This is a genomic window from Methanomicrobiales archaeon HGW-Methanomicrobiales-1 (assembly GCA_002839675.1).
Classification (GTDB): Archaea; Halobacteriota; Methanomicrobia; order Methanomicrobiales; family Methanospirillaceae; genus Methanoregula.
Genome location: PGYM01000003.1, coordinates 367,127 through 384,993 on the forward strand (window position 1 = coordinate 367,127; position 17,867 = coordinate 384,993).

Consider the following 17,867-nt stretch of genomic DNA (forward strand, 5'->3'; position numbering starts at 1 on the left):
ATTTTAGATTTGAATCGTTAAAATTAAAAAAAAATCAATTCTTAAACACTTTTTTTGTATCTTCCCATGCCGGGTAGGAGGTACAGTCCAGCGTGATGGGCGTAATCGAGACATTTCCCTTCCGGATTGCATGTACATCTGTTCCTTCTTCGGCATCGTCATACAGCGGTCCATTGATCCAGAAATACGGTCGCCCGCGGGGATCCATCCGTTTTTCCACGCCGGTGTGGAACAGTTTGGGACCCAGCCGGGTCACTTCATACCCGCCTTTTACTACCGAGGGAATATTCACGTTGATCACATCGGTGTGCTGGGAGAACCCCTGTTCGAGCACGCGGGAGACCACATCGTGCACTACTTTTTTTGCTGCATCGAAGCTGTGCCCGATATTGCGGGGGTCATCGAACTTATCCCCTTGGTCTTCTACCTGCAATGAGAACGCGATGCCCTTCGTGCCCTGGTTGGATCCTTCGAGCGCTGCCCCTACCGTGCCGGAGGTCATGATCGATTCCGTTGAGAGATTCTCCCCGATATTAATCCCGCTGACAATCATGGTCGGGGCGAGTTTGAGCGCATAGAGGCCAATTATGACCGCATCCGTGGGTTTACCGGCAACAGACCACGCCGGAAGCCCGTTGATGGTGATCTGGCTTGCCCGCAGGGGTTCAAAGATCGAGATCGACCTGCCGACTGCACTCTGCTGGGTTGCCGGTGCAACTACTGTAACATCGGCAATGGGGGTGAGCGCTTCATACGCCGCCCAGAGCCCGACTGAACTAACGCCATCATCATTCGTGAGCAGGATCGAAGGTCTCATGTTCAAGAAGTCTATTGATGCCACCCCACAAATAGTTCACCGATCGGATAGGGTAATTTTCTTTCAGCGCGTACAGGAAATGGATGAAAGTCCTGCTCGCAGAATATGCCACCTGTCATGATCCCGCCCTCGCTCCTGAGGGTGCAGCAATGTTAGCGACTTTGAAAAAGAGTTTTGAGTGCTGCGGGCATGAAGTCATTCTGCCGGGATGCGGGGATTTTGCTGATGAGATCGAGCGCCTTGCACCAACGTGTGATATGGGACTGGTGATCGCACCCGATCACCTGCTTGCGCGATATACACAGATCCTCGAACAGCACACGCACAATCTCGGCTGTGGTTTCATGACTGCTGCACTCTGTGCCAACAAGATGCAGACCGAAAAGATCCTACGTGCGCATGGCGTGCCGGTACCGGCGGAAGCATCTGCAGGAAAGCGAATAATCAAACCGGTAAAAGGTTGCGGTGCGCAGGGCGTACGTGTATCAGACAATCCTGCGGGTGAGGGAGAATTTTCCCAGCAGTTTATTGAAGGAGAACATTTCTCGGTAAGCCTGGTTGCCAGCCGGGTAATCGGGGATGCGTGCGCATATTTTACCGGTAAACCCCCGCTTGTCCTTGCCGTGAACCGTCAGCTTATTGGGCAGTCCGCAGACGGTTCGATCCAGTACCTTGGCGGTGAGACACCGGTCCATCCCGCACGGGAAGCAGAGATCATCGAAACTGCCAAAAAAACAATTATTACCCTCGGGGGACAGGGATACTGCGGCGTGGATGTGGTAGTTGCCGACAAGGTTTACGTAGTGGACGTGAACTCCCGGATCACCACAAGCCTCGTGGGTATCGCGGCCTGCATGAAAGAAGAGATCGCAGGAATTCTTGTTGATGCTTCGAAAGGAGGAGGCCCGGACGAGGTCCACCTTACGGGAAGTGTCCGCTTCGATACGCACGGGAAGGTTTCCCCGCTATGATCGGCATCGATGTGGGAGGGGCGAATCTTAAAATCGTCAATGAGGCCGGTGCTCACATCCATTACTGCCCGCTCTGGAAGAATGCACCCATCACATCCCTTTTGAAACCATATGTTGGTGCTCCTGATAATCCGGCAGCTGTGGTGATGAGCGGCGAGCTTGCGGACAGTTTTTCTAACAAGCAGGAGGGGATCTCGTTTATTGTGAGTGCAGTGCAGGCTGCATTTCCCCACGCCCGTTTTTACGGTATGGATGGAATGTTTCATTCTCATGCAGTGCCCCAACTGGCTGCGGCCAACTGGCTCGCTTCTGCGGATTTCCTGCGACAGGATTATCCAGACGCCGTGCTCCTCGATATCGGGAGCACGACTGCTGACATCATTCCACTTAATCATTTTAACTCACTGCGTGGCCTGACCGATCTTCTGCGTCTGCAGAATGGGTATCTCATCTATACCGGTATGCTGCGGGGAAATATCGCCACGCTCCTTTCATCAGTTCTGCTCGATGGTGTACCCACTCCGGTCAGCTCGGAATTTTTCGCTGCAAGTGCCGATGCTCACCTTGTGCTTGATCACATCAGCGCTGAGCAATACACCTGTGATACACCGGATAAGAAAGAGAAAACAAAATCAGCATCCCTGCGCAGGCTCGCCCGAATTGTCTGTGCCGATCTTGAAGAGATTGGTGAGCCCGGCGCTAGGGAGATTGCCGGACAATTCTGGGAGAAGCAGCGGAACCTGATTTGCGATCAGGTCCGGAAGTTAGCCGCAGATTCCGGTGCCCGGCAGGTTATCGTTGCCGGTATCGGTGCTCCGCTCTTTGCAAAGGAGCTGGGCGGGATTGATCTGAACCGGAAACTGGGGCCGGTTGCAGATGCTCTTCCGGCGTATGCGGTACGGGAACTCGCGCTTGGGAGAGAGCTGGATTAGATTTCTACCGCGTAAAAAAGTTAGTAAATATCGGTTCCACCGTCTCTCTTTATTTTCAATAATCTACGGCAAGTTTCCTTGATGGGGGCTGTTGCCCCCATACCCCCTCCTGTGATGAACCCCGCCGCCCCCGAAGGGGCGCCCCCGCGGCGGTTCATTCGGTTTAATTTACGGGAGAATATGCCCCTTACTCCGTATCGGAGTGGGCAGGATAAACCTCCTTGCCCAGCGAGGCCCCGACGAGGCGGCCGAGCGACCCCCGAAGGGGGTGGGAAGCATCGCAAATCCTGTGAAAACAGAATAATGATTTCCACCATCCGGATGTGAAAACATGGATTTGTATCCGGTTCAACAGATTTCTCACAATAATCCGCCAGCATTCACTTAATTATATAAAATTCGCAACAATAGTTTATCCGGATAAAGAAAGAAGTGAAGGCAATGAAACCCTGGATACTCAGCCTGCTATTGTTCATCGTTTCGATAACAATCACAGCAATACTATGGGCGCTCGGCCTGCCATTCTTTTTTCTCTTCCTCTTCGTGCCGCTGCTCCCTTTTCTCTCCCGCCGGGAGGAAGTGAAGCGCTGCCCGGTGTGCGGATGGGAAACCACAGGCAGCGAGAATTTCTGCCCCTTCGATGCCACTCCTCTCACCCGCCCGGGCAGCAAGTGAAGAGAGCGAGATGATTGAGAAGGGAAGCTGCATATTGAAAATATCGGCAGTCTTTATCTCTCCAAAATCCCTGTTTGCATAGTTTCGGACGCTGGTGCGGTCGATTACTATACCCAGCCGGGAGAGGTGGGTGGCGGTGCGGCAATAGGGTATCGTTGCTGCAAACGTTTTGCAGAGATCAATCACCGGCGATCCCATCCGGGTGTCCGGGTAAAATGGTTCATCTGCGTAACAATAGGTTTTGCAGGATTTGCAGTAAAACCGCCTGACTCTGACATTGATTACCCGTTCCTCTTCGTTTTCAAGTATCACCGCGAACTGTTTTTTCCGGGTATCATACCCCTGGACTTCCCCGCCGCATGATGGACAGGAAGGCTGGTCGGAGAATTCGATCCCGTCGCAGGCTAATAATGCAGTCTGGATAATATCCATAACCATGGGGGGAAAACGGGGTTTTTTCATAGTTTTTTTTATATTCTGTATCTGCCGCAGGTCCGGAGAAGGAACGTGGTGTGCTGGTACAGAGTTTTATGATTAATATTCCATTATCCTATAAATGCCCACGGTTAATCACCATATCGCGGGATTTTTCAGGTTATGACCTGACAAAAAAGAGGAATTCTGTGGTATTGTTACGGCCTGATTATTTCCATTGGAACAGGGGAAACATTGGTTTGAATGGTTCGTACTCGTTTCCTAATGCAGATAACGCAAAGGATTTGGAAAAGACAACTTTTTCTTCATTTTCATAGGTCAGGACAATTTTGACATTCTGGACCATCGAGTCGAGCAGGCGGGAATGGGATTCATCGACCAGTAGTGAAGGAACATCATATTCGACATCCATAGGAACAAGGGCTGCATGGATATGCAATGCTGTTGCATTTCCCGAATTTTTCAGGATGATTGATTTCGCATCCTCAGACAGGCTCGCCGCCACATCCGGCCGGGATATGCTGTCCTGCATAATCTGTAATGACATAAATAACGTGATGAACAGGACAAAGGCAATTCCTGCGAGGTAAATGCTGATAAAAAGTAAAATTATGGTGATGGCGAGGCCCAAAACCAGAACAATCTGAGATCTTTTATCCATACCCAATCGTTGTACATCACCCTTTTTTTGCTTAACGGTTTATCTTTCTAAAAATACTGGTATGCCGGGCGGAATAATTGCTTGAACGAATAAATCCTGTCGAAGTGACCGGTATTTTTCTTTTGTAACCCGGTTATGATCCCAGATACAACGAATAAAACAAGTCTGAACGATATTTCATGGTTTTCCCTGACTGCGCGTCGAAAAAATGTCCATTTTTTTTCACGGTACCCTTTTTTTTAGATATCCGGTCACCCAATTGTATTTAAAAAATGTATTAATCATTTTATCCGGTATATCGTTTTTTATTAACTCCCGTGGATATTTTTTCTTCGAATCATTGCTGTATAGATGTCAGATCGACAAACAATTCGAAAATTATTAATATCCACACAAAAGAGTGTAAAATGGCCTATACGAAAAAGTGATTTAATAAGTTGCTGGTATAGGTGGATATTTCAGAGGTGTGTTAAAAAATGGTGTTTCATCCTCCGGTAGCAATTACTGCAAAAGCAGGAGATGCCGGTAAGTACAAAGTTGGCTTGCCCGCATGGAATATGCTCCTTCGTGGATTCATGGCTGGTGCATATATCGCAATGGGTGCCGCTCTCGCAACAATGTGCAGCACGGGTATTCAGGCAAGCGATGCCGCACTGCGGTTTGGTACTGCCAGTGCAGGTTTTTCACAGCTGATTACAGGAGCTGTCTTCCCGGTTGGGCTTATTATCATCATCCTGACTGGTGCTGAGCTCTTCACCGGTGACGCAATGCTCGCCCCGATGGCAGCATTTATTCACAAGGTCAGCTGGGCACAGGTCCTGAATCTCTGGGTCTGGGTCTATGTGGGTAACCTCATTGGATCATTAGTATTTGCCTACATCATGGCATACGGTCCATTCGTATCGTTCGATGCAGCTGGCGTCGCAACCGTAAATGCATTCGGGTTACGGGCGATTGGCATAGCAGGCGCAAAGGTCAGTTATGTAGGACTGATGGGCATGTGGTCCTTGTTCCTCAAGGCTATTGCTTGTAACTGGCTTGTCAACCTCGCTGTCCTGCTCGGAATCTGTGCAGATGATGCAGCCGGCAAGTTCTTTGGTATCTGGTTCCCTATCATGGCCTTCGTTTCCAGCGGATTCGAACACTGTGTTGCGAACATGTACTTCATTCCCGCCGGTATCCTTACGCAGGGATTCATTACTGACCCCGCTAAAATCAACATGGGTCTGAACTGGGTCACGATGTGGACCAGCAATGTTATTGTTGCCACCATCGGAAACATCGTTGGTGGACTGCTCTTTGTCGGTGTCCTTTACTGGGTCGCATTCCGCAAAGAGATTGCAGCGCTGAAGTAATTATTCACCACAACAATTTTTTTCCATTTTGGTGAATTCAACAGGCGTATATCTCTCATCCAGACAGTGGTTTTGTGTTTCTCACTACCGCTCACTATCGCCTTTTTTTTCAGTCACGGAACGCGTATCTTTTTTCCTGATCATGAGTTCCGGAAAGCGAGTCTGTCTTCACCCGCTGCACCGCGATAAAATCGTGTGCACCTAAATAGTATAATTATCTTAATTACATTGAACCGCAAGTAAAACATCCTCCTGCGAAAAACGATCCGAGCCCTCTGCACATGTACCGATTCAATCGCTTAATCGATCCCTATAAACGCGTCCTTTTCATCGCGATAGTTGTCGGGATTATTTCCGGGATTGGTTCGCTTCTCTTTTATGAAGGATTGAAACTGGGCTCGGAGTTCTTCATGGGTTACCTGATGAACTACCAGATGCCGCTCGAGGGGGAGAGCCCTGCGGTAATCTCCCAGTGGTCGGCGCCGGGCAATATGTTTCTCCTGCTCCCCATCATCTGTACCGGAGCATTGCTCTCGGGACTGCTCATCGCATATCTTGCTCCCGAGGCGGAGGGGCACGGGACCGATGCGGCGATAAAAGCCTTCCATACGGATGGAAAGATTCGCCGGAGAGTCCCGTTTCTAAAAGCGATTACTGCCATCCTGACCATATCGACCGGTGGTAGTGCGGGAAGAGAAGGACCCGCGGCCCAGATATCAGCGGGTTTTGGTTCCATGGTGGCGGATTATTTCCAGTTGTCGGCCAGGGAACGCCGGCTCGCGCTTACGACCGGGATCGGGGCCGGGATAGGGACGATCTTCAAGGCGCCGCTGGGTGGAGCCGTTCTCGCCGCCGAAATCCTTTACATCCGCGATTTTGAATCTGAAGCGATCATCCCCTCGTTTCTTGCCTCGATTATCGGGTACTCCATTTTCGGGTTATTCGAGGGGTTTGATCCGATATTTGCCTTATTGCCGGTATCGTGGAATATCTGGCAGCTCCCCTTTTTCCTCGTACTTGGGATTTTCTGTGCCTTAATCGGGCTCTTATACATCGCAGTTTTTTACGGAACCCGGGACGTGTTTGCCCGGTTCTTTAAGGAACGGAATCTTCCCCGCTACTTAAAACCGGTCAGCGGGGCGTTCATTCTTGGCGTTATCGTCATTGCGCTCTCTTTTATCTCCGCTGACGGGCAGATGCTCGGTCTTGCCGGGCTCGGTACGGGATACGGGTTTGTCCAGCTCACCCTCTATTCCATGGTTCCTCTGGTCGTCCTGCTCTGTCTCCCGTTCATGAAAATCCTTACCACCTCTCTCACGTTAGGTTCCGGGGGAAGCGGCGGTGTCTTTGCGCCGGGCCTGACCATTGGTGCTGCCACCGGAGGCGCGGTTGGTCTGATCTTTCATCTCCTCTTTCCGGATATTATCCCGCTCGCGTCCGTTCCGGTTTTTTGTATTGTCGGCATGATTGCGCTCTTTGGCGCAATAGCAAATGCCCCGATTGCCGTGCTGATCATGGTTGTTGAGATGATGGGAAATTTCTCGCTTCTCGTGCCCGCGATGGCCGGCGTTGGCATCGCATATCTGATCACTGCAGGAAAGACCATTTACCGGGAGCAGGTGCCCACAAAGGCACAGTCCGGGGCTCACCGGAGTGAATACGGGAAGCGGGTGCTGGAACAGATCACGGTTCGTGAGGCAATGATTGCAAAAGACCAGGTGATCACCCTGAGTCCTGATGATCCCATCCAGAGGGCGCATTCCTTAATCGACCAGACTACCCATACCGGTTTTCCGGTGCTTGACAATGGCCGGCTTGTCGGTATCCTTACCGCGACCGATGTCCGCCGCTGCGAGAATATCTTTGCCCTGTCTTCACCGGTCCGTGACGCGATGTCGTGCAAGCTTGTCGTGGTCTCCTCTATGGATTCAATGGAAAATGCCATGCGGCTGATGCTTATGAACAATATCCACCATATTCCGGTTGTCGAGCCTGAGAACCCTGGACAGCTGGTGGGTTTTCTCACCCGGACCGATATGATGAAGATCTATGCCCGGGCCTGCCAGATCATCGAAGATTGCAGGTAATCGGCATGTTCCCTCCATTTAGGGATTTACTGTTCATCAGCCGGAATTCCAATCATTACGTTTCCGGCGAAGAACAATGCCAGCTGGGATCGGCGATTATACCCTTCTTCATCTGATTATCAACCCGCTCCCTTTCTGGATTCATTCTCCCCGATTATAACCCGGAAAAGAATCGCAGCACTGAAGTAGGTAAACGGTAAATTATCTTTACGATGAAGATTGGAAATGTCGATGTGAAGATATCAATCGTCTCTGTTGCGGTGTTTGTGTTCTTTACCCTTATCCTGATTGTCGCCTCCCTTTTCAGCCCGGAGATCCGGACACATCTCATCTGGCTGATCCCGGTCCTGTTCCTGCTCCTGGTTATTCCCGTTGTGCTCAACTACATGAGCCGCAGCCAGTACGCGGAGCTTGAACCGGAGTATGAACGCCAGGCAAAGACGGTGCGGGTCAAGCTTATCAATGAAAATATGATAGGAAAAATTGTGCGCATCGAAGGCGTTGTTGAACGCATCCATTTCCAGTTCATGAACCGGCCCCAGTACTCAATTGCTGACCGCTCCGGCGCGATCTCGGTCAAGATGTTTACGAGCCCGGATGAGAATATCAAAGTGAACGATGTAGTTGAGGTGCTCGGGCAGGTTATCCGGCGCTATATCGTGACGGGCGAACCGGTCATCAACTGCGTATCGATCCGGAAAAAAAGTGCCCGGCCCGCAAACGATGACTAAGACCGGCAGCCTTTGAAATTTCAGTCTAATCATTTCCGGTTTTTACCGGTGGGAGCCCAACAAGCATGACCCGTTCAGCAATCAGAATTTTGTCAGAGAATAAAAACCAGCGATACCTTGAGCTTGCGATTCCCCTTCTCTCGTTTGGCGCAACGCTTGTGGGTGTTCTTGTCTGGATGATGGGCTTTGAGATCGATTTTCAGTATTTTGCCATTGGTTGTGTGATTGGCTCCTTCCTCCTGGCATACCTTGCCTGGAACCGGCCCAAAAAAGATATTGTGGCATTATCCACACCGATCTATGCCATCATCTTCTTTATTGTACCGACCGATTACATCGCCGGTCTCACACTTCAGCTGCTCTATGCGGCAAGTCTTACCATCTTAATCATCCGCCTGAATTACCGTTTCGGTGAATCCCATACCGGGGTCTCGTCGGGAAAGGAACTGGCAGCCCCCTTAAAAACCTATACCGGGCAAACAAGCGATGCGCTGAGCGGCATCTCTTTAGAAACGGCACACCGGGCTGCTGTGGTAATCAGCCAGTTTGCCCGGGCAGAATACGGGCAGGTGGCTCGTGCAGCCGGACAAATCGCAGACGCCGGGAATGAACCCGGTCTCACCCGTGCCTTTGCTATTGTCAACGAGCACGCAACCGTGCTCGATAGGTCACTGCCCCGGCCGGAACTGTACCGGACATTTTTGCCGGAGGATGAAGGCCTGCTGGCAAACCCCCCGCACCCGGAATACAGCGAAGACCGGAAATTCGATGCCATGCTTGACAACGCCCTGCTCCTTCTCTTCAGCGCAGCATGGCATGGTTCGGAAGCGGATCGCCCGCACCTGTTGTCCTGCCAGGCGTTTTTGTTAAAACTGCTGGCTTAAGTGAGCATTTTTTCCGGAATTTTTTTATTTTTTTTAAGCGGTTGAATCTGACATAAGGCGATGGGTCTCACCATAGAACCAAAAAATTTCATGAATGTGTGAGGTTCTCCCCCTTCATGGCCTCTCAGCAGCTCGTTGGCTCAAAGTGGTTTTTGGCATTATTCCCTCATTGATTTACTACGGGAGCAGTGGAGTCTTTTTTAAAAACGATGGAGAAAAATAAGCCCATTCCGTGCTTATTTTCCTTTATCTGTTTCCGGAAAACTGCGCAAATCCCTCCGTTTTAGTTCCTGTTAAAAAGACGCCCGGATTTCGCTTTGATTGCCAAAATACGGGCGGAAACCCCCTCGCACAACGCCTGCCAAAGCCCCGGAAACCGAGGCATTTTTCGCGACATAGTTTAGCCCATCCGGGCATCATAAACCCTGCCGGAATGCCAATAGGGGGCTCTTTTTTTTCGGGGGGGTTATAGGAAACGTGCAAAAAAGAAGAAGTTTACAGTCCTGCCCGGTCAACAATGACATCGGCAACTGCCTTTGCACTCTTGAAGGGGAAGTCAGAAGCCTTGAGCAGTTTTCCTGCATCCCCGGCAGTCATCTTCAGGTCCCCGACCTGGCAGGTTGTAGCTGCACCGTTGGGAAATGCTGCGATAAGATCTTCAGGGGTTTTTACCGGGAACTTTGTTCCCGCGAGAGCTCCTGAAATCTGTGCATGAATTTGTTCCTTCACTGATTTTGTCATGGTACTTTCACCGGATATGCATCGTTATGTTAGCAATATATACTTGAGCGTCATTAAAATATACAAAGCAAAGCGATACAGAAAAATGACCCGCTGGGTAATAACCGTGCATCGCGAATGATGATAACAAGAGGAGGAGAAGTATGGGAGCGACATCAGGAACCCTCACAGAAATGCGTGAACTCAAGACGGAGGTTACCGGGCTCCGGACCGAACTGAAACGGTTCATAGAGCGGGCTAACCAACAGCACGTTGATACCGTTCTTACGGATCTGAAAAAAAATTATTCAGATCTCTTCACGAACCACCAGGTCGGGAGTGCGAAAGCGGATCTCTCCGCACACATGGTTAAGGACTGCACAATGCGGGACAAGTGTTATGAGGTATTTATGGATTTTTTACAGAATACCGCAAAGCACATCAAAGACGGGAAGGTCTCGGATGAGATTATCCAGTCGTACCGCGAGCAGATGAAGACGATGCGGAGTAAGGGCCCTTACGATCGCTGCGATACCTGTTTTTCTGAAGTTCACCGGCTGTTTGGGAAACAGATTGACCTGATGCAGTCGCTTGGAATCTACGAAAAAACCCGGGAGGCAGGAGAGACCGGGCTGGAAATCCTTGACGAGTCCGTGGTAAAAGAGCTGCTCGAACCCGTAGCAAACATCCAGCGTTTTCAGATCCTCAAGTCACTTGCTGTCCAGACCCGGACGTTCTCTGATATTTCGCAACTGACCGGGCTGCGGGGGGGCAATCTTCTCTTCCACATCCGGAAACTGACGGATACCGGTATGATCCTCCAGCGCCATGATCGGGGAGATTATGTGATCACCGATAAGGGTTTTAAAACAATGACGGCGATCGCAGAGCTGTACCGGGTACTGAACCCGAACTAAAACCCCGTGATTTTTTTCCTCCCTCCCCCCTGTCCGCGATTCAATCTTCAACCTCACGACTTATTTTCTATCCATTTCACCATCACGTCAAGGACACGTCCGATCTTCCCGATCCGGTAGTGGTTCTGTCCCTGTTCCTGCCTTGAAGATCCTAGCCCTATGTAAGAATTGGTTCGGGAGCTGCCGGGAAACGATCATTGCAACCTGAATGCCAGGATGCGGTGCGCCTTTTTTGCCAGAGAAAACATGCCGGCAATTTTAAAAATAATTTTATAACCCGGATCCAGTTTCCGGATCTCGTCAGACCTGGAGAAAAACCATTCTTCGAGCAGGCATATCCCCCCATGCCATTGTTCAATATCCCGGGCATTGTCAATTCCCCAGAAAATCTCTGCACCGGTTTTTCTTATGGATGGGTGTCCGGCCATGCGTTTTACCGCGCGTGTACTGAAACAGTCGAATACCAGGATGCACCCCGGAAATGCCTGCTGCAACCTGAGCAGGAGAGATTTGACTTCCTTTTCATGGAGATACATGAACAGGCCCTCGGCAAAAATGAGAACCGGCCCGGTTTTTCCGGCAAGGGCATCCATCCATTGAAAATCCATCACCGATGACGGGATGAGATGGTACTGGTCCGTCTCATCATTGAATTGTCTCCGGAATGCAATTACCTCCGGATAATCAAGATCGTACCATTCCATTTTCCCGTTATTAACCCGGAGATAACGGGTATCCAGCCCGCAACCCAGGTGGATAACGGTGCCAAACGGACAGGCATCCAAAAAGTTTCTGGCATACTCGTCAAATTGTTTTGCCCGGATACAGAGGGTGACCTGGGTTTTTTTTGGGATTTTTAATGACGAAAAATTATAATCTATGCTTTCAATCAACCTGACCGCATTCAGATCGGACAGGATAGGGCGATCTTTCAAAGATTCCCGTGCTTTGCAAACAAGAGGCACGATCAATGTTTCCTTTTCCTTTTCCAGGGTGAATTTTAATTTTCCCATGTTCCCGGTCCTGTCACGTCCCAGTCTACTAAGTAATGAGCTTTCTGTAAACCAGTAAAAACCATTCGGTTTGCATCCCCCCCGGAAAAGAGAGGAATTTTGTCTCCCTCTGCCGCGGAGGACCAAATAATCGCGGGAAAAAGATTTCAACAACTCCGTCTTCCTTAAAAAAAATCATCCTGGCCGTTGGTATCAAAGGAATTAATTATCCCCGCCAACATCCCAAAGAAAATTACATGAAAGAAGATACCCGGTGGAAACTTCTGGCAGCGATTGGGCTGGTGACCTTATCCCTTGCCCTGTATACCCTTCACTACCTGCTCTTTAATGACCTGCATCACGTGTTCATCTATTTTGTCGGGGACTTAGCCTTCATCCCGATTGAAGTGCTCGTTGTCACGCTTATCATCGACCAGATGCTTGAATCCCGCGAGAAGCAGCGGAGGATGGAAAAACTCAATATGGTCATCGGCACCTTCTTTTCGACGATAGGAACTCCCCTTCTGGCCCAGCTGAGCCGGGCCGATACTGCGATCGGCAACGTGAAAGGCCGCCTGGTCATTGGCGCTGACTGGCACAATGAGCAGTTCAAGGATGTGCGGGGGTGCCTGGAGAACCATACGTGCAGTGTTGTCGTCGACCACGTGGATATGGACAGCCTGCGGGATTTTCTTGTCAGCAAAGAGGATTTTTTACTCCGGCTGGTTGAAAACCCGATGGTCTTTGAGCACGAGACCTTCACCGATCTCATCCTTGGCATCAGCCACCTGACCGAAGAGATGAAGGCCCGGGGCGATCTCGCCACGCTCCCGCCTTCGGACAGGAGCCATCTTGAAACAGATATCGGGCGGGTCTATTCCCAGCTGATTCCTGAATGGCTCAAATATATGGAATACTTAAAGATCCATTACCCCTATCTTTTCAGCCTTGCGATCCGGAAGAACCCGTTCGATGAATCGGCCTCGGTCATTGTCCGGCAGACCTCTTAATCTTCCTTTTTTTCGCGGGTTGTGAATTCCTTAACATACAAATGCTATTTTTTGTAATCCGGATAATAGTATATCCAGGAATATTTCTATGGTAGCCGAACTCCTGACTGACATCCTGATCATCTTTGCTATTGCGCTCGTAGTGGGGATGGTCTTTAACCGGATCAAGGTCCCCCCGCTCGTTGCGTTTATCCTGACCGGCGTGATAGTCGGTCCGTTTGGTCTCAGCATCATCAAGGGACAGGAGCAGGTCACGAGCTTAGCTGAGATCGGCATCATCCTTCTGCTCTTTACCATCGGTCTTGAGTTCTCGTTTAAGGATCTCTGGAAGATCCGGCTCATTGCAATCGTAGGCGGTGCACTTCAGGTCGGGCTGTCGTTTGCATTCTTCTGCGGCCTTGCGTTCATGATGGGCCTTCCGACAAACGAGGCTATCCTGATGGGGTTCCTCTTCTCGCTCTCCAGTACCGCAATCGTGCTGAAGATCCTGCACCAGCGGGGCGAGATGGATTCCCCGCATGGCAGTATCGCGCTCGGGATCCTGATATTCCAGGATCTTATGGCAATTCCCATGATCATGGCAATCCCGTTCCTTGCCAGCATCCCCGAGCTGGATCCCACTCCCCTGTTTTCGGGCGATGTGCTCTTCATGATGGTAATTAAGGACCTGGTCATTGTCCTCATCCTTGTTGCCTGCGCAAAATGGATCATACCCCGGGTCATGCACGAGATAGCCCGGACCCGCAGCCAGGAACTTTTCCTGCTTGTGGTCATCCTGACCTGCTTTGGTGTCGCGTGGCTGGTCTCGTTCACCGGCATGTCGATTGCCATTGGTGCCCTGCTTGCCGGGCTGATCATCTCGGGATCGGAATACAGCCACCAGGCAACGAGCATTGTGCTGCCCTTCCGGGATATTTTTACCAGTTTCTTTTTCATATCGGTCGGCATGCTCGTGGATGTCCGCTTCCTGCTTGCAAATTTCTGGCTTGTCCTTTTCCTGATCGTTATTGCGATCGTGGTAAAAGCCCTGCTCGCAACCGCAGCTCCCCTTGCGCTCGGGTACCCGCTGCGGACCGCTGCCATGACCGGGCTTGCCCTTGCACAGGTGGGGGAATTTTCGTTTATCATTGCCCAGGGAGGATTTACCTCCGGCATCCTGCCGTTTTATGCCTACCAGACGTTCCTTGTCGTTGCCCTGATCACGATGGCTGCCACGCCCTTTGTGATCGCGATCGGCCAGCCGGTCACCGGACGGCTCTGTAAGATGCCGGCATTATCCCGGATTGCGCAGGGGACGTGCGGCATCGATGACGAAAAGTCACGCCAGCGGCATAAGGATCACCTCGTCATCATCGGGTATGGCGTTACCGGCCGGAATCTTGCGCTCACGGCACGAAAGGCGGGAATTACCTACAGTATCATCGAGCTGAACCCGGACCTTGTCATCGAAGCAAGAAACGCGGGCGAATCGGTAGTGTTCGGCGATGCTACCGGAGAAGGAGTGATTGCCCATGCCGGTATCCAGCAGGCCCGGATTGTCGTAGTGGCGATCAATGATCCGGTGGCGACCCGGAAGATCGTCAGCCTGTGCCACAGCCTCAACCCTTCGCTTTCGATTATCGTGAGGACCCGGTACGTGAGTGAGGTTGAATCACTGCACACCCTGGGGGCTGATGAGGTGATCGCAGAAGAGTTCGAGACCTCGGTGGAGATCTTCACGGTCGTGCTGAACAAGTTTTTCGTGCCGCGTGACCGGATTGAATCCTTCATAACGGATGTCCGGGCCAATGGCTACCGGATGCTCCGCACCAGGAACACCGTTCCCGGTACCCTGCCGGATCTCGCCCGGCACATCCCCCACATTACCATTACTGCTCTCACGGTTGAACCGGGATCAGCGCTTGCCGGTACCACGCTCGGGGCAATCAATCTCCGGAAACGGTACAATATCCTTATCCTCGCCATCAAGCGGGGCGATGAGGTGCTGACCAGCCTTGGCGGCGAGACCCGGGTTGAAGCGGGGGACCACGCGATCATCTATGCAACGCCGGAAGATATTGCAAAGAATGCGGGATTGTTTGCCGGGCCCAAAAAAGAGGATTAAGGGATTTTTATCCGGATATCACCGGATGATCCCGGTGAGCGGAGAGAGGCACTTTTTTTTTAAACAGTTCCTAACCCTTCCGTATGCCACGACATTTTCCCGATCAAAGATGGGAAAAAATGTCCTGCTCTGTTTTTCCCCGGAATCAGCCTTGTGATCCGGGGGAACTTCGGTGATTTTTTTAGGGAATTCCTGACGGAAGAAGAATCCGGTTCATGCCCGCTTCTGCCGGTAAAAAAATCCTGTCAGGTCTCGTCTTTGGGGATTTTGTCAACATCGATCACTTCATCGACAAAGGTGATCAGCTGGGTGAGCACATCCGGGTCAAGTCCCTTTTCTACAACAAGGAATATTCCGGAAAAATTCATCAGCCGCAGTTTGTTTGAGATAAAATGGACAAACTTTGTGATGTGATGAGAGGTGATGTAGATCAGCATAGAATTGACTGAATCCAGGAGCAATGAGACTTTCTTTCCCTGGAGTTCGCTTAAGGACTCGGTGACTGCAATCCCGATACCGGTCAGATCGGCAGGATTATTGACGAACCTGCAGTTCTTTACCGGTTCGTGATCATGTCCCATGGCATATTTCGTAACGGTGTCAACAACGAAGATCTTCTCCATTGCGATCCCTTCTTTTTCATAATTCTTTTTTAAGATATCATACGGCTGGTTTGTCGTGATCACCAGGACATAGTAATCTTTGGCCAGCAGCTCTTTGATCAATTCAATATTCTTATTCCGGATATTACTGGCTGATGCTACAACGAGATAAATCTCATCTTCTTTTAATTCAGGTAAGGGAAATGCCATAAAAAAATATCTATTCCATTAAGAATTTTTTCGATACTTCAGACATCTCACCGGAATGTTCTATGATTGCTTTATTCAGCTCGATGATATTCAACCGGATCTGCTCTAAGTTTTTTATCTGGACCTTAAGCAGGAGGGCTGCATTCCGGGATTCGAACTCATCGCGTTCAATATCGTTTACTACGGAAGCAAGGTTTTCTTCAATAACTACCAACGGGTTCTTGAACCGCATGGTCGCTTCCTTGATGAAGGAAAGAAAACGATCATTGCTCTCCTTTAAAGACGCCTTGTCCTGCTCGATTAGTTCGGACTGCTCGCCTACGACTATTTCCTGTACGTCGAGCAATTCAGTTAAGGAGGCTATCATGATCTCAAGATTTTGTATTTTTTTTACGGTGGCATCGGTGTTCATGTAAGTTCATTCCTCCGGAATATGTCTGTTTTTTTATTCAAATCAGGTAAAGAGTTTCACGCCGACAAAGGGCAGGATTGCGATCTTCACGCTCAAAGCCAGCGACTTGAACAGGTCTGCGGTCTGCCGGGGGACCGGAACTTTACTGAACAGGATGATGGCAAAGAGGTTGCCTGTCGGCAGGATGCCGCCAAAGCCAATGACTGAACGGACCTTAAAGGGGATGACAAAATCATCCTGGGCCGGTACATATTTGCTGCCCACTGCTTCGGGTATACTGAAAACATTGTAGGTTTTCTTTGTCATATCCATGACAACATCAGGATCCGGCTGGAGTATCGTATTGATCTCAAGGCCCATCTGCTGGATAAGCTGCCTGACCATGGGAAACGTTTCAACGAAACGTTCACTGGGCAGGGGAATTGCCTTGTGTCCCCGGGACTGTTTCCTTGAATTCCATTCCGGTTGTGTTCCGGCACTTGCCAGCAGGATCATGCATTTCATTGCCGGGGATTCGGGAGGCGAACTCAGCATGGTGCGTGCAAACTCCTGCAGCCCGGCATCAAGCTCACTGTAGGGATAGGTCTTGAAGAAACGGACCAGGACGCATGCCTTATCCCCGGTATTTTTATCGATAAGATGGTCATGCAGGTAATGCACGATCTTATCGGTCACCTCTTCCATGCTGGCCGCATCTTCTCCCATCCGTCTGAGTGCGGCGGAAACCTCGACCATATCTTTTAACGTAAATTCGTCAATGTTCGGCATAATATCCTCTTATCCCGCAGGATCCCGGATGATTGAAAGGATCTTATCAGGCATCCGGAGTTTTCTCCGGCCGGAATCCAGCCTGTCAGGATTCTGTCTTCCGGCGCAATCCGGGTGGTATCAGAACAATTCCTTATTTGGGGAACATTGATATAAATATATTCAACACGGTAGATTATTTCCGGCCTGCCGTCAATGGAATGGATACGGTTTAATTGTTTTTTTGGATCTGCAAAGTATCTGCTCTTCAGGATAAAAAATAAAAGATGATGCTTGCCGCTGATCCCCCGGAACATTTACCCAGAGAAACGCCCGGAGCAGGAACACAAAAAAACGATGTCCGGATCAGAACCCGGTTTCAAGTCAGTCGGTGTTCTTTGGTTTCTTCTCCCGGTTGAGTTCCGAGATATATCCCCGGGCCGGTGGATGCGGGTGCTGAAAGGGAAACGGGATGCCGATCGCAGGGATGATCGCCCCGGCCAGGAGCCGGGAACCTGGTACGGTCGGATCTTCACTATTCCGGTAATTTTTCCGGGTTGGGGACTCAGCCCGCAATGAATACTTATCCGGAAGTTTTATTACGG

At 50.3% G+C, this 17,867-nt stretch carries 20 protein-coding genes; 12 read left to right on the forward strand and 8 right to left on the reverse strand.

Going from position 1 to position 17,867, the window contains the following annotated elements; genetic code table 11:
• Positions 1 to 34: 34 nt before the first annotated feature.
• Positions 35 to 817 carry a 5'/3'-nucleotidase SurE gene (locus tag CVV30_11225; protein PKL68474.1) on the reverse strand — a complete coding sequence of 261 codons (783 nt, stop codon included), beginning with the start codon at positions 815 to 817 and terminating at the stop codon, positions 35 to 37.
• Between the two features lie 83 nt (positions 818 to 900).
• Between CVV30_11225 and CVV30_11230 the strand changes: the two genes are divergently transcribed.
• From CVV30_11230 to CVV30_11245, 4 genes are all read left to right on the forward strand, one after another.
• Entirely contained in the window at positions 901 to 1,788 is an 888-nt protein-coding gene (locus CVV30_11230; protein PKL68475.1) for an ATP-utilizing enzyme (ATP-grasp superfamily), read from the forward strand.
• Complete coding sequence (locus CVV30_11235; protein PKL68476.1) at positions 1,785 to 2,720, forward strand: H4MPT-linked C1 transfer pathway protein; 936 nt, start codon at positions 1,785 to 1,787, stop codon at positions 2,718 to 2,720. The genes CVV30_11230 and CVV30_11235 overlap by 4 nt, the downstream gene beginning before the upstream one ends.
• A 441-nt stretch (positions 2,721 to 3,161) precedes the next feature.
• Entirely contained in the window at positions 3,162 to 3,395 is a 234-nt protein-coding gene (locus CVV30_11240) for a hypothetical protein (GenBank protein PKL68477.1), read from the forward strand.
• Between the two features lie 126 nt (positions 3,396 to 3,521).
• Positions 3,522 to 3,758 carry a hypothetical protein gene (locus CVV30_11245; GenBank protein PKL68478.1) on the forward strand — a complete coding sequence of 79 codons (237 nt, stop codon included), beginning with the start codon at positions 3,522 to 3,524 and terminating at the stop codon, positions 3,756 to 3,758.
• 280 nt (positions 3,759 to 4,038) lie between these two features.
• Here CVV30_11245 and CVV30_11250 read toward each other — a convergent pair whose 3' ends face one another.
• A complete protein-coding gene (locus CVV30_11250; GenBank protein ID PKL68479.1) occupies positions 4,039 to 4,491 on the reverse strand; it encodes a hypothetical protein in 453 nt (150 codons plus the stop codon).
• 476 nt (positions 4,492 to 4,967) lie between these two features.
• On the opposite strand from CVV30_11250, the gene CVV30_11255 reads away from it, so the two are divergent.
• The 4 genes from CVV30_11255 to CVV30_11270 all read left to right on the forward strand — a co-directional run bounded on the left by CVV30_11255 (position 4,968) and on the right by CVV30_11270 (position 9,548).
• Positions 4,968 to 5,846: a formate transporter gene (locus CVV30_11255; protein PKL68480.1), complete on the forward strand. Its 879-nt coding sequence runs from the start codon at positions 4,968 to 4,970 to the stop codon at positions 5,844 to 5,846.
• 281 nt (positions 5,847 to 6,127) lie between these two features.
• A complete protein-coding gene (locus tag CVV30_11260) occupies positions 6,128 to 7,933 on the forward strand; it encodes a chloride channel protein (protein ID PKL68481.1) in 1,806 nt (601 codons plus the stop codon).
• Between the two features lie 212 nt (positions 7,934 to 8,145).
• Complete coding sequence (locus tag CVV30_11265; protein ID PKL68482.1) at positions 8,146 to 8,664, forward strand: nucleotide-binding protein; 519 nt, start codon at positions 8,146 to 8,148, stop codon at positions 8,662 to 8,664.
• 65 nt (positions 8,665 to 8,729) lie between these two features.
• The gene (locus CVV30_11270; GenBank protein ID PKL68483.1) at positions 8,730 to 9,548 is read left to right on the forward strand and encodes a hypothetical protein; all 819 of its coding nucleotides are present in this window, start codon (positions 8,730 to 8,732) and stop codon (positions 9,546 to 9,548) included.
• A gap of 495 nt (positions 9,549 to 10,043) precedes the next feature.
• On the opposite strand, the gene CVV30_11275 is transcribed toward CVV30_11270, so the two are convergent.
• Positions 10,044 to 10,289, reverse strand: coding sequence for a hypothetical protein (locus tag CVV30_11275; protein PKL68484.1), 246 nt, complete (start codon positions 10,287 to 10,289; stop codon positions 10,044 to 10,046).
• Positions 10,290 to 10,432: 143 nt separating this feature from the next.
• On the opposite strand from CVV30_11275, the gene CVV30_11280 reads away from it, so the two are divergent.
• Positions 10,433 to 11,185 carry an ArsR family transcriptional regulator gene (locus CVV30_11280; protein ID PKL68485.1) on the forward strand — a complete coding sequence of 251 codons (753 nt, stop codon included), beginning with the start codon at positions 10,433 to 10,435 and terminating at the stop codon, positions 11,183 to 11,185.
• Positions 11,186 to 11,379: 194 nt separating this feature from the next.
• Here CVV30_11280 and CVV30_11285 read toward each other — a convergent pair whose 3' ends face one another.
• On the reverse strand, positions 11,380 to 12,198 hold the full coding sequence (locus CVV30_11285; protein PKL68486.1) for a class I SAM-dependent methyltransferase: 819 nt from the start codon (positions 12,196 to 12,198) through the stop codon (positions 11,380 to 11,382).
• A gap of 236 nt (positions 12,199 to 12,434) precedes the next feature.
• Between CVV30_11285 and CVV30_11290 the strand changes: the two genes are divergently transcribed.
• Positions 12,435 to 13,187 (forward strand): hypothetical protein, encoded by a 753-nt coding sequence (locus CVV30_11290; GenBank protein PKL68487.1) that lies wholly within the window; start codon positions 12,435 to 12,437, stop codon positions 13,185 to 13,187.
• An 88-nt stretch (positions 13,188 to 13,275) separates the two neighbouring features.
• Positions 13,276 to 15,291: a potassium transporter KefB gene (locus CVV30_11295; GenBank protein ID PKL68488.1), complete on the forward strand. Its 2,016-nt coding sequence runs from the start codon at positions 13,276 to 13,278 to the stop codon at positions 15,289 to 15,291.
• A gap of 245 nt (positions 15,292 to 15,536) precedes the next feature.
• Here the strand turns inward: CVV30_11295 and CVV30_11300 are convergent, their stop codons facing one another.
• The 3 genes from CVV30_11300 to CVV30_11310 are packed head-to-tail and all read right to left on the reverse strand — an operon-like array spanning position 15,537 to position 17,283.
• The gene (locus CVV30_11300) at positions 15,537 to 16,103 is read right to left on the reverse strand and encodes a hypothetical protein (GenBank protein ID PKL68489.1); all 567 of its coding nucleotides are present in this window, start codon (positions 16,101 to 16,103) and stop codon (positions 15,537 to 15,539) included.
• 10 nt (positions 16,104 to 16,113) lie between these two features.
• Complete coding sequence (locus tag CVV30_11305) at positions 16,114 to 16,515, reverse strand: hypothetical protein (protein ID PKL68490.1); 402 nt, start codon at positions 16,513 to 16,515, stop codon at positions 16,114 to 16,116.
• A 42-nt stretch (positions 16,516 to 16,557) separates the two neighbouring features.
• On the reverse strand, positions 16,558 to 17,283 hold the full coding sequence (locus CVV30_11310) for a hypothetical protein (protein ID PKL68491.1): 726 nt from the start codon (positions 17,281 to 17,283) through the stop codon (positions 16,558 to 16,560).
• A 32-nt stretch (positions 17,284 to 17,315) separates the two neighbouring features.
• Here CVV30_11310 and CVV30_11315 point away from each other — a divergent pair, with 32 nt between their 5' ends.
• The gene (locus tag CVV30_11315; protein PKL68492.1) at positions 17,316 to 17,498 is read left to right on the forward strand and encodes a hypothetical protein; all 183 of its coding nucleotides are present in this window, start codon (positions 17,316 to 17,318) and stop codon (positions 17,496 to 17,498) included.
• 148 nt (positions 17,499 to 17,646) lie between these two features.
• Here CVV30_11315 and CVV30_11320 read toward each other — a convergent pair whose 3' ends face one another.
• Positions 17,647 to 17,838 (reverse strand): hypothetical protein, encoded by a 192-nt coding sequence (locus tag CVV30_11320; GenBank protein ID PKL68493.1) that lies wholly within the window; start codon positions 17,836 to 17,838, stop codon positions 17,647 to 17,649.
• Between the last annotated feature and the right edge of the window lie 29 nt (positions 17,839 to 17,867).

What these genes read in the sequence shown, in the direction of transcription:
- CVV30_11250 (PKL68479.1), bottom strand. Translation starts at nt 4,491, where the DNA reads ATGGATAAAAGATCTCAGATTGTTCTGGTTTTGGGCCTCGCCATCACC.
- CVV30_11240 (PKL68477.1), top strand. Translation starts at nt 3,162, where the DNA reads ATGAAACCCTGGATACTCAGCCTGCTATTGTTCATCGTTTCGATAACA.
- CVV30_11230 (PKL68475.1), top strand. Translation starts at nt 901, where the DNA reads ATGAAAGTCCTGCTCGCAGAATATGCCACCTGTCATGATCCCGCCCTC.
- CVV30_11270 (PKL68483.1), top strand. Translation starts at nt 8,730, where the DNA reads ATGACCCGTTCAGCAATCAGAATTTTGTCAGAGAATAAAAACCAGCGA.
- CVV30_11255 (PKL68480.1), top strand. Translation starts at nt 4,968, where the DNA reads ATGGTGTTTCATCCTCCGGTAGCAATTACTGCAAAAGCAGGAGATGCC.
- CVV30_11235 (PKL68476.1), top strand. Translation starts at nt 1,785, where the DNA reads ATGATCGGCATCGATGTGGGAGGGGCGAATCTTAAAATCGTCAATGAG.
- CVV30_11285 (PKL68486.1), bottom strand. Translation starts at nt 12,198, where the DNA reads ATGGGAAAATTAAAATTCACCCTGGAAAAGGAAAAGGAAACATTGATC.
- CVV30_11225 (PKL68474.1), bottom strand. Translation starts at nt 817, where the DNA reads ATGAGACCTTCGATCCTGCTCACGAATGATGATGGCGTTAGTTCAGTC.
- CVV30_11305 (PKL68490.1), bottom strand. Translation starts at nt 16,515, where the DNA reads ATGAACACCGATGCCACCGTAAAAAAAATACAAAATCTTGAGATCATG.
- CVV30_11280 (PKL68485.1), top strand. Translation starts at nt 10,433, where the DNA reads ATGGGAGCGACATCAGGAACCCTCACAGAAATGCGTGAACTCAAGACG.
- CVV30_11295 (PKL68488.1), top strand. Translation starts at nt 13,276, where the DNA reads ATGGTAGCCGAACTCCTGACTGACATCCTGATCATCTTTGCTATTGCG.
- CVV30_11275 (PKL68484.1), bottom strand. Translation starts at nt 10,289, where the DNA reads ATGACAAAATCAGTGAAGGAACAAATTCATGCACAGATTTCAGGAGCT.
- CVV30_11290 (PKL68487.1), top strand. Translation starts at nt 12,435, where the DNA reads ATGAAAGAAGATACCCGGTGGAAACTTCTGGCAGCGATTGGGCTGGTG.
- CVV30_11310 (PKL68491.1), bottom strand. Translation starts at nt 17,283, where the DNA reads ATGCCGAACATTGACGAATTTACGTTAAAAGATATGGTCGAGGTTTCC.
- CVV30_11260 (PKL68481.1), top strand. Translation starts at nt 6,128, where the DNA reads ATGTACCGATTCAATCGCTTAATCGATCCCTATAAACGCGTCCTTTTC.
- CVV30_11300 (PKL68489.1), bottom strand. Translation starts at nt 16,103, where the DNA reads ATGGCATTTCCCTTACCTGAATTAAAAGAAGATGAGATTTATCTCGTT.
- CVV30_11265 (PKL68482.1), top strand. Translation starts at nt 8,146, where the DNA reads ATGAAGATTGGAAATGTCGATGTGAAGATATCAATCGTCTCTGTTGCG.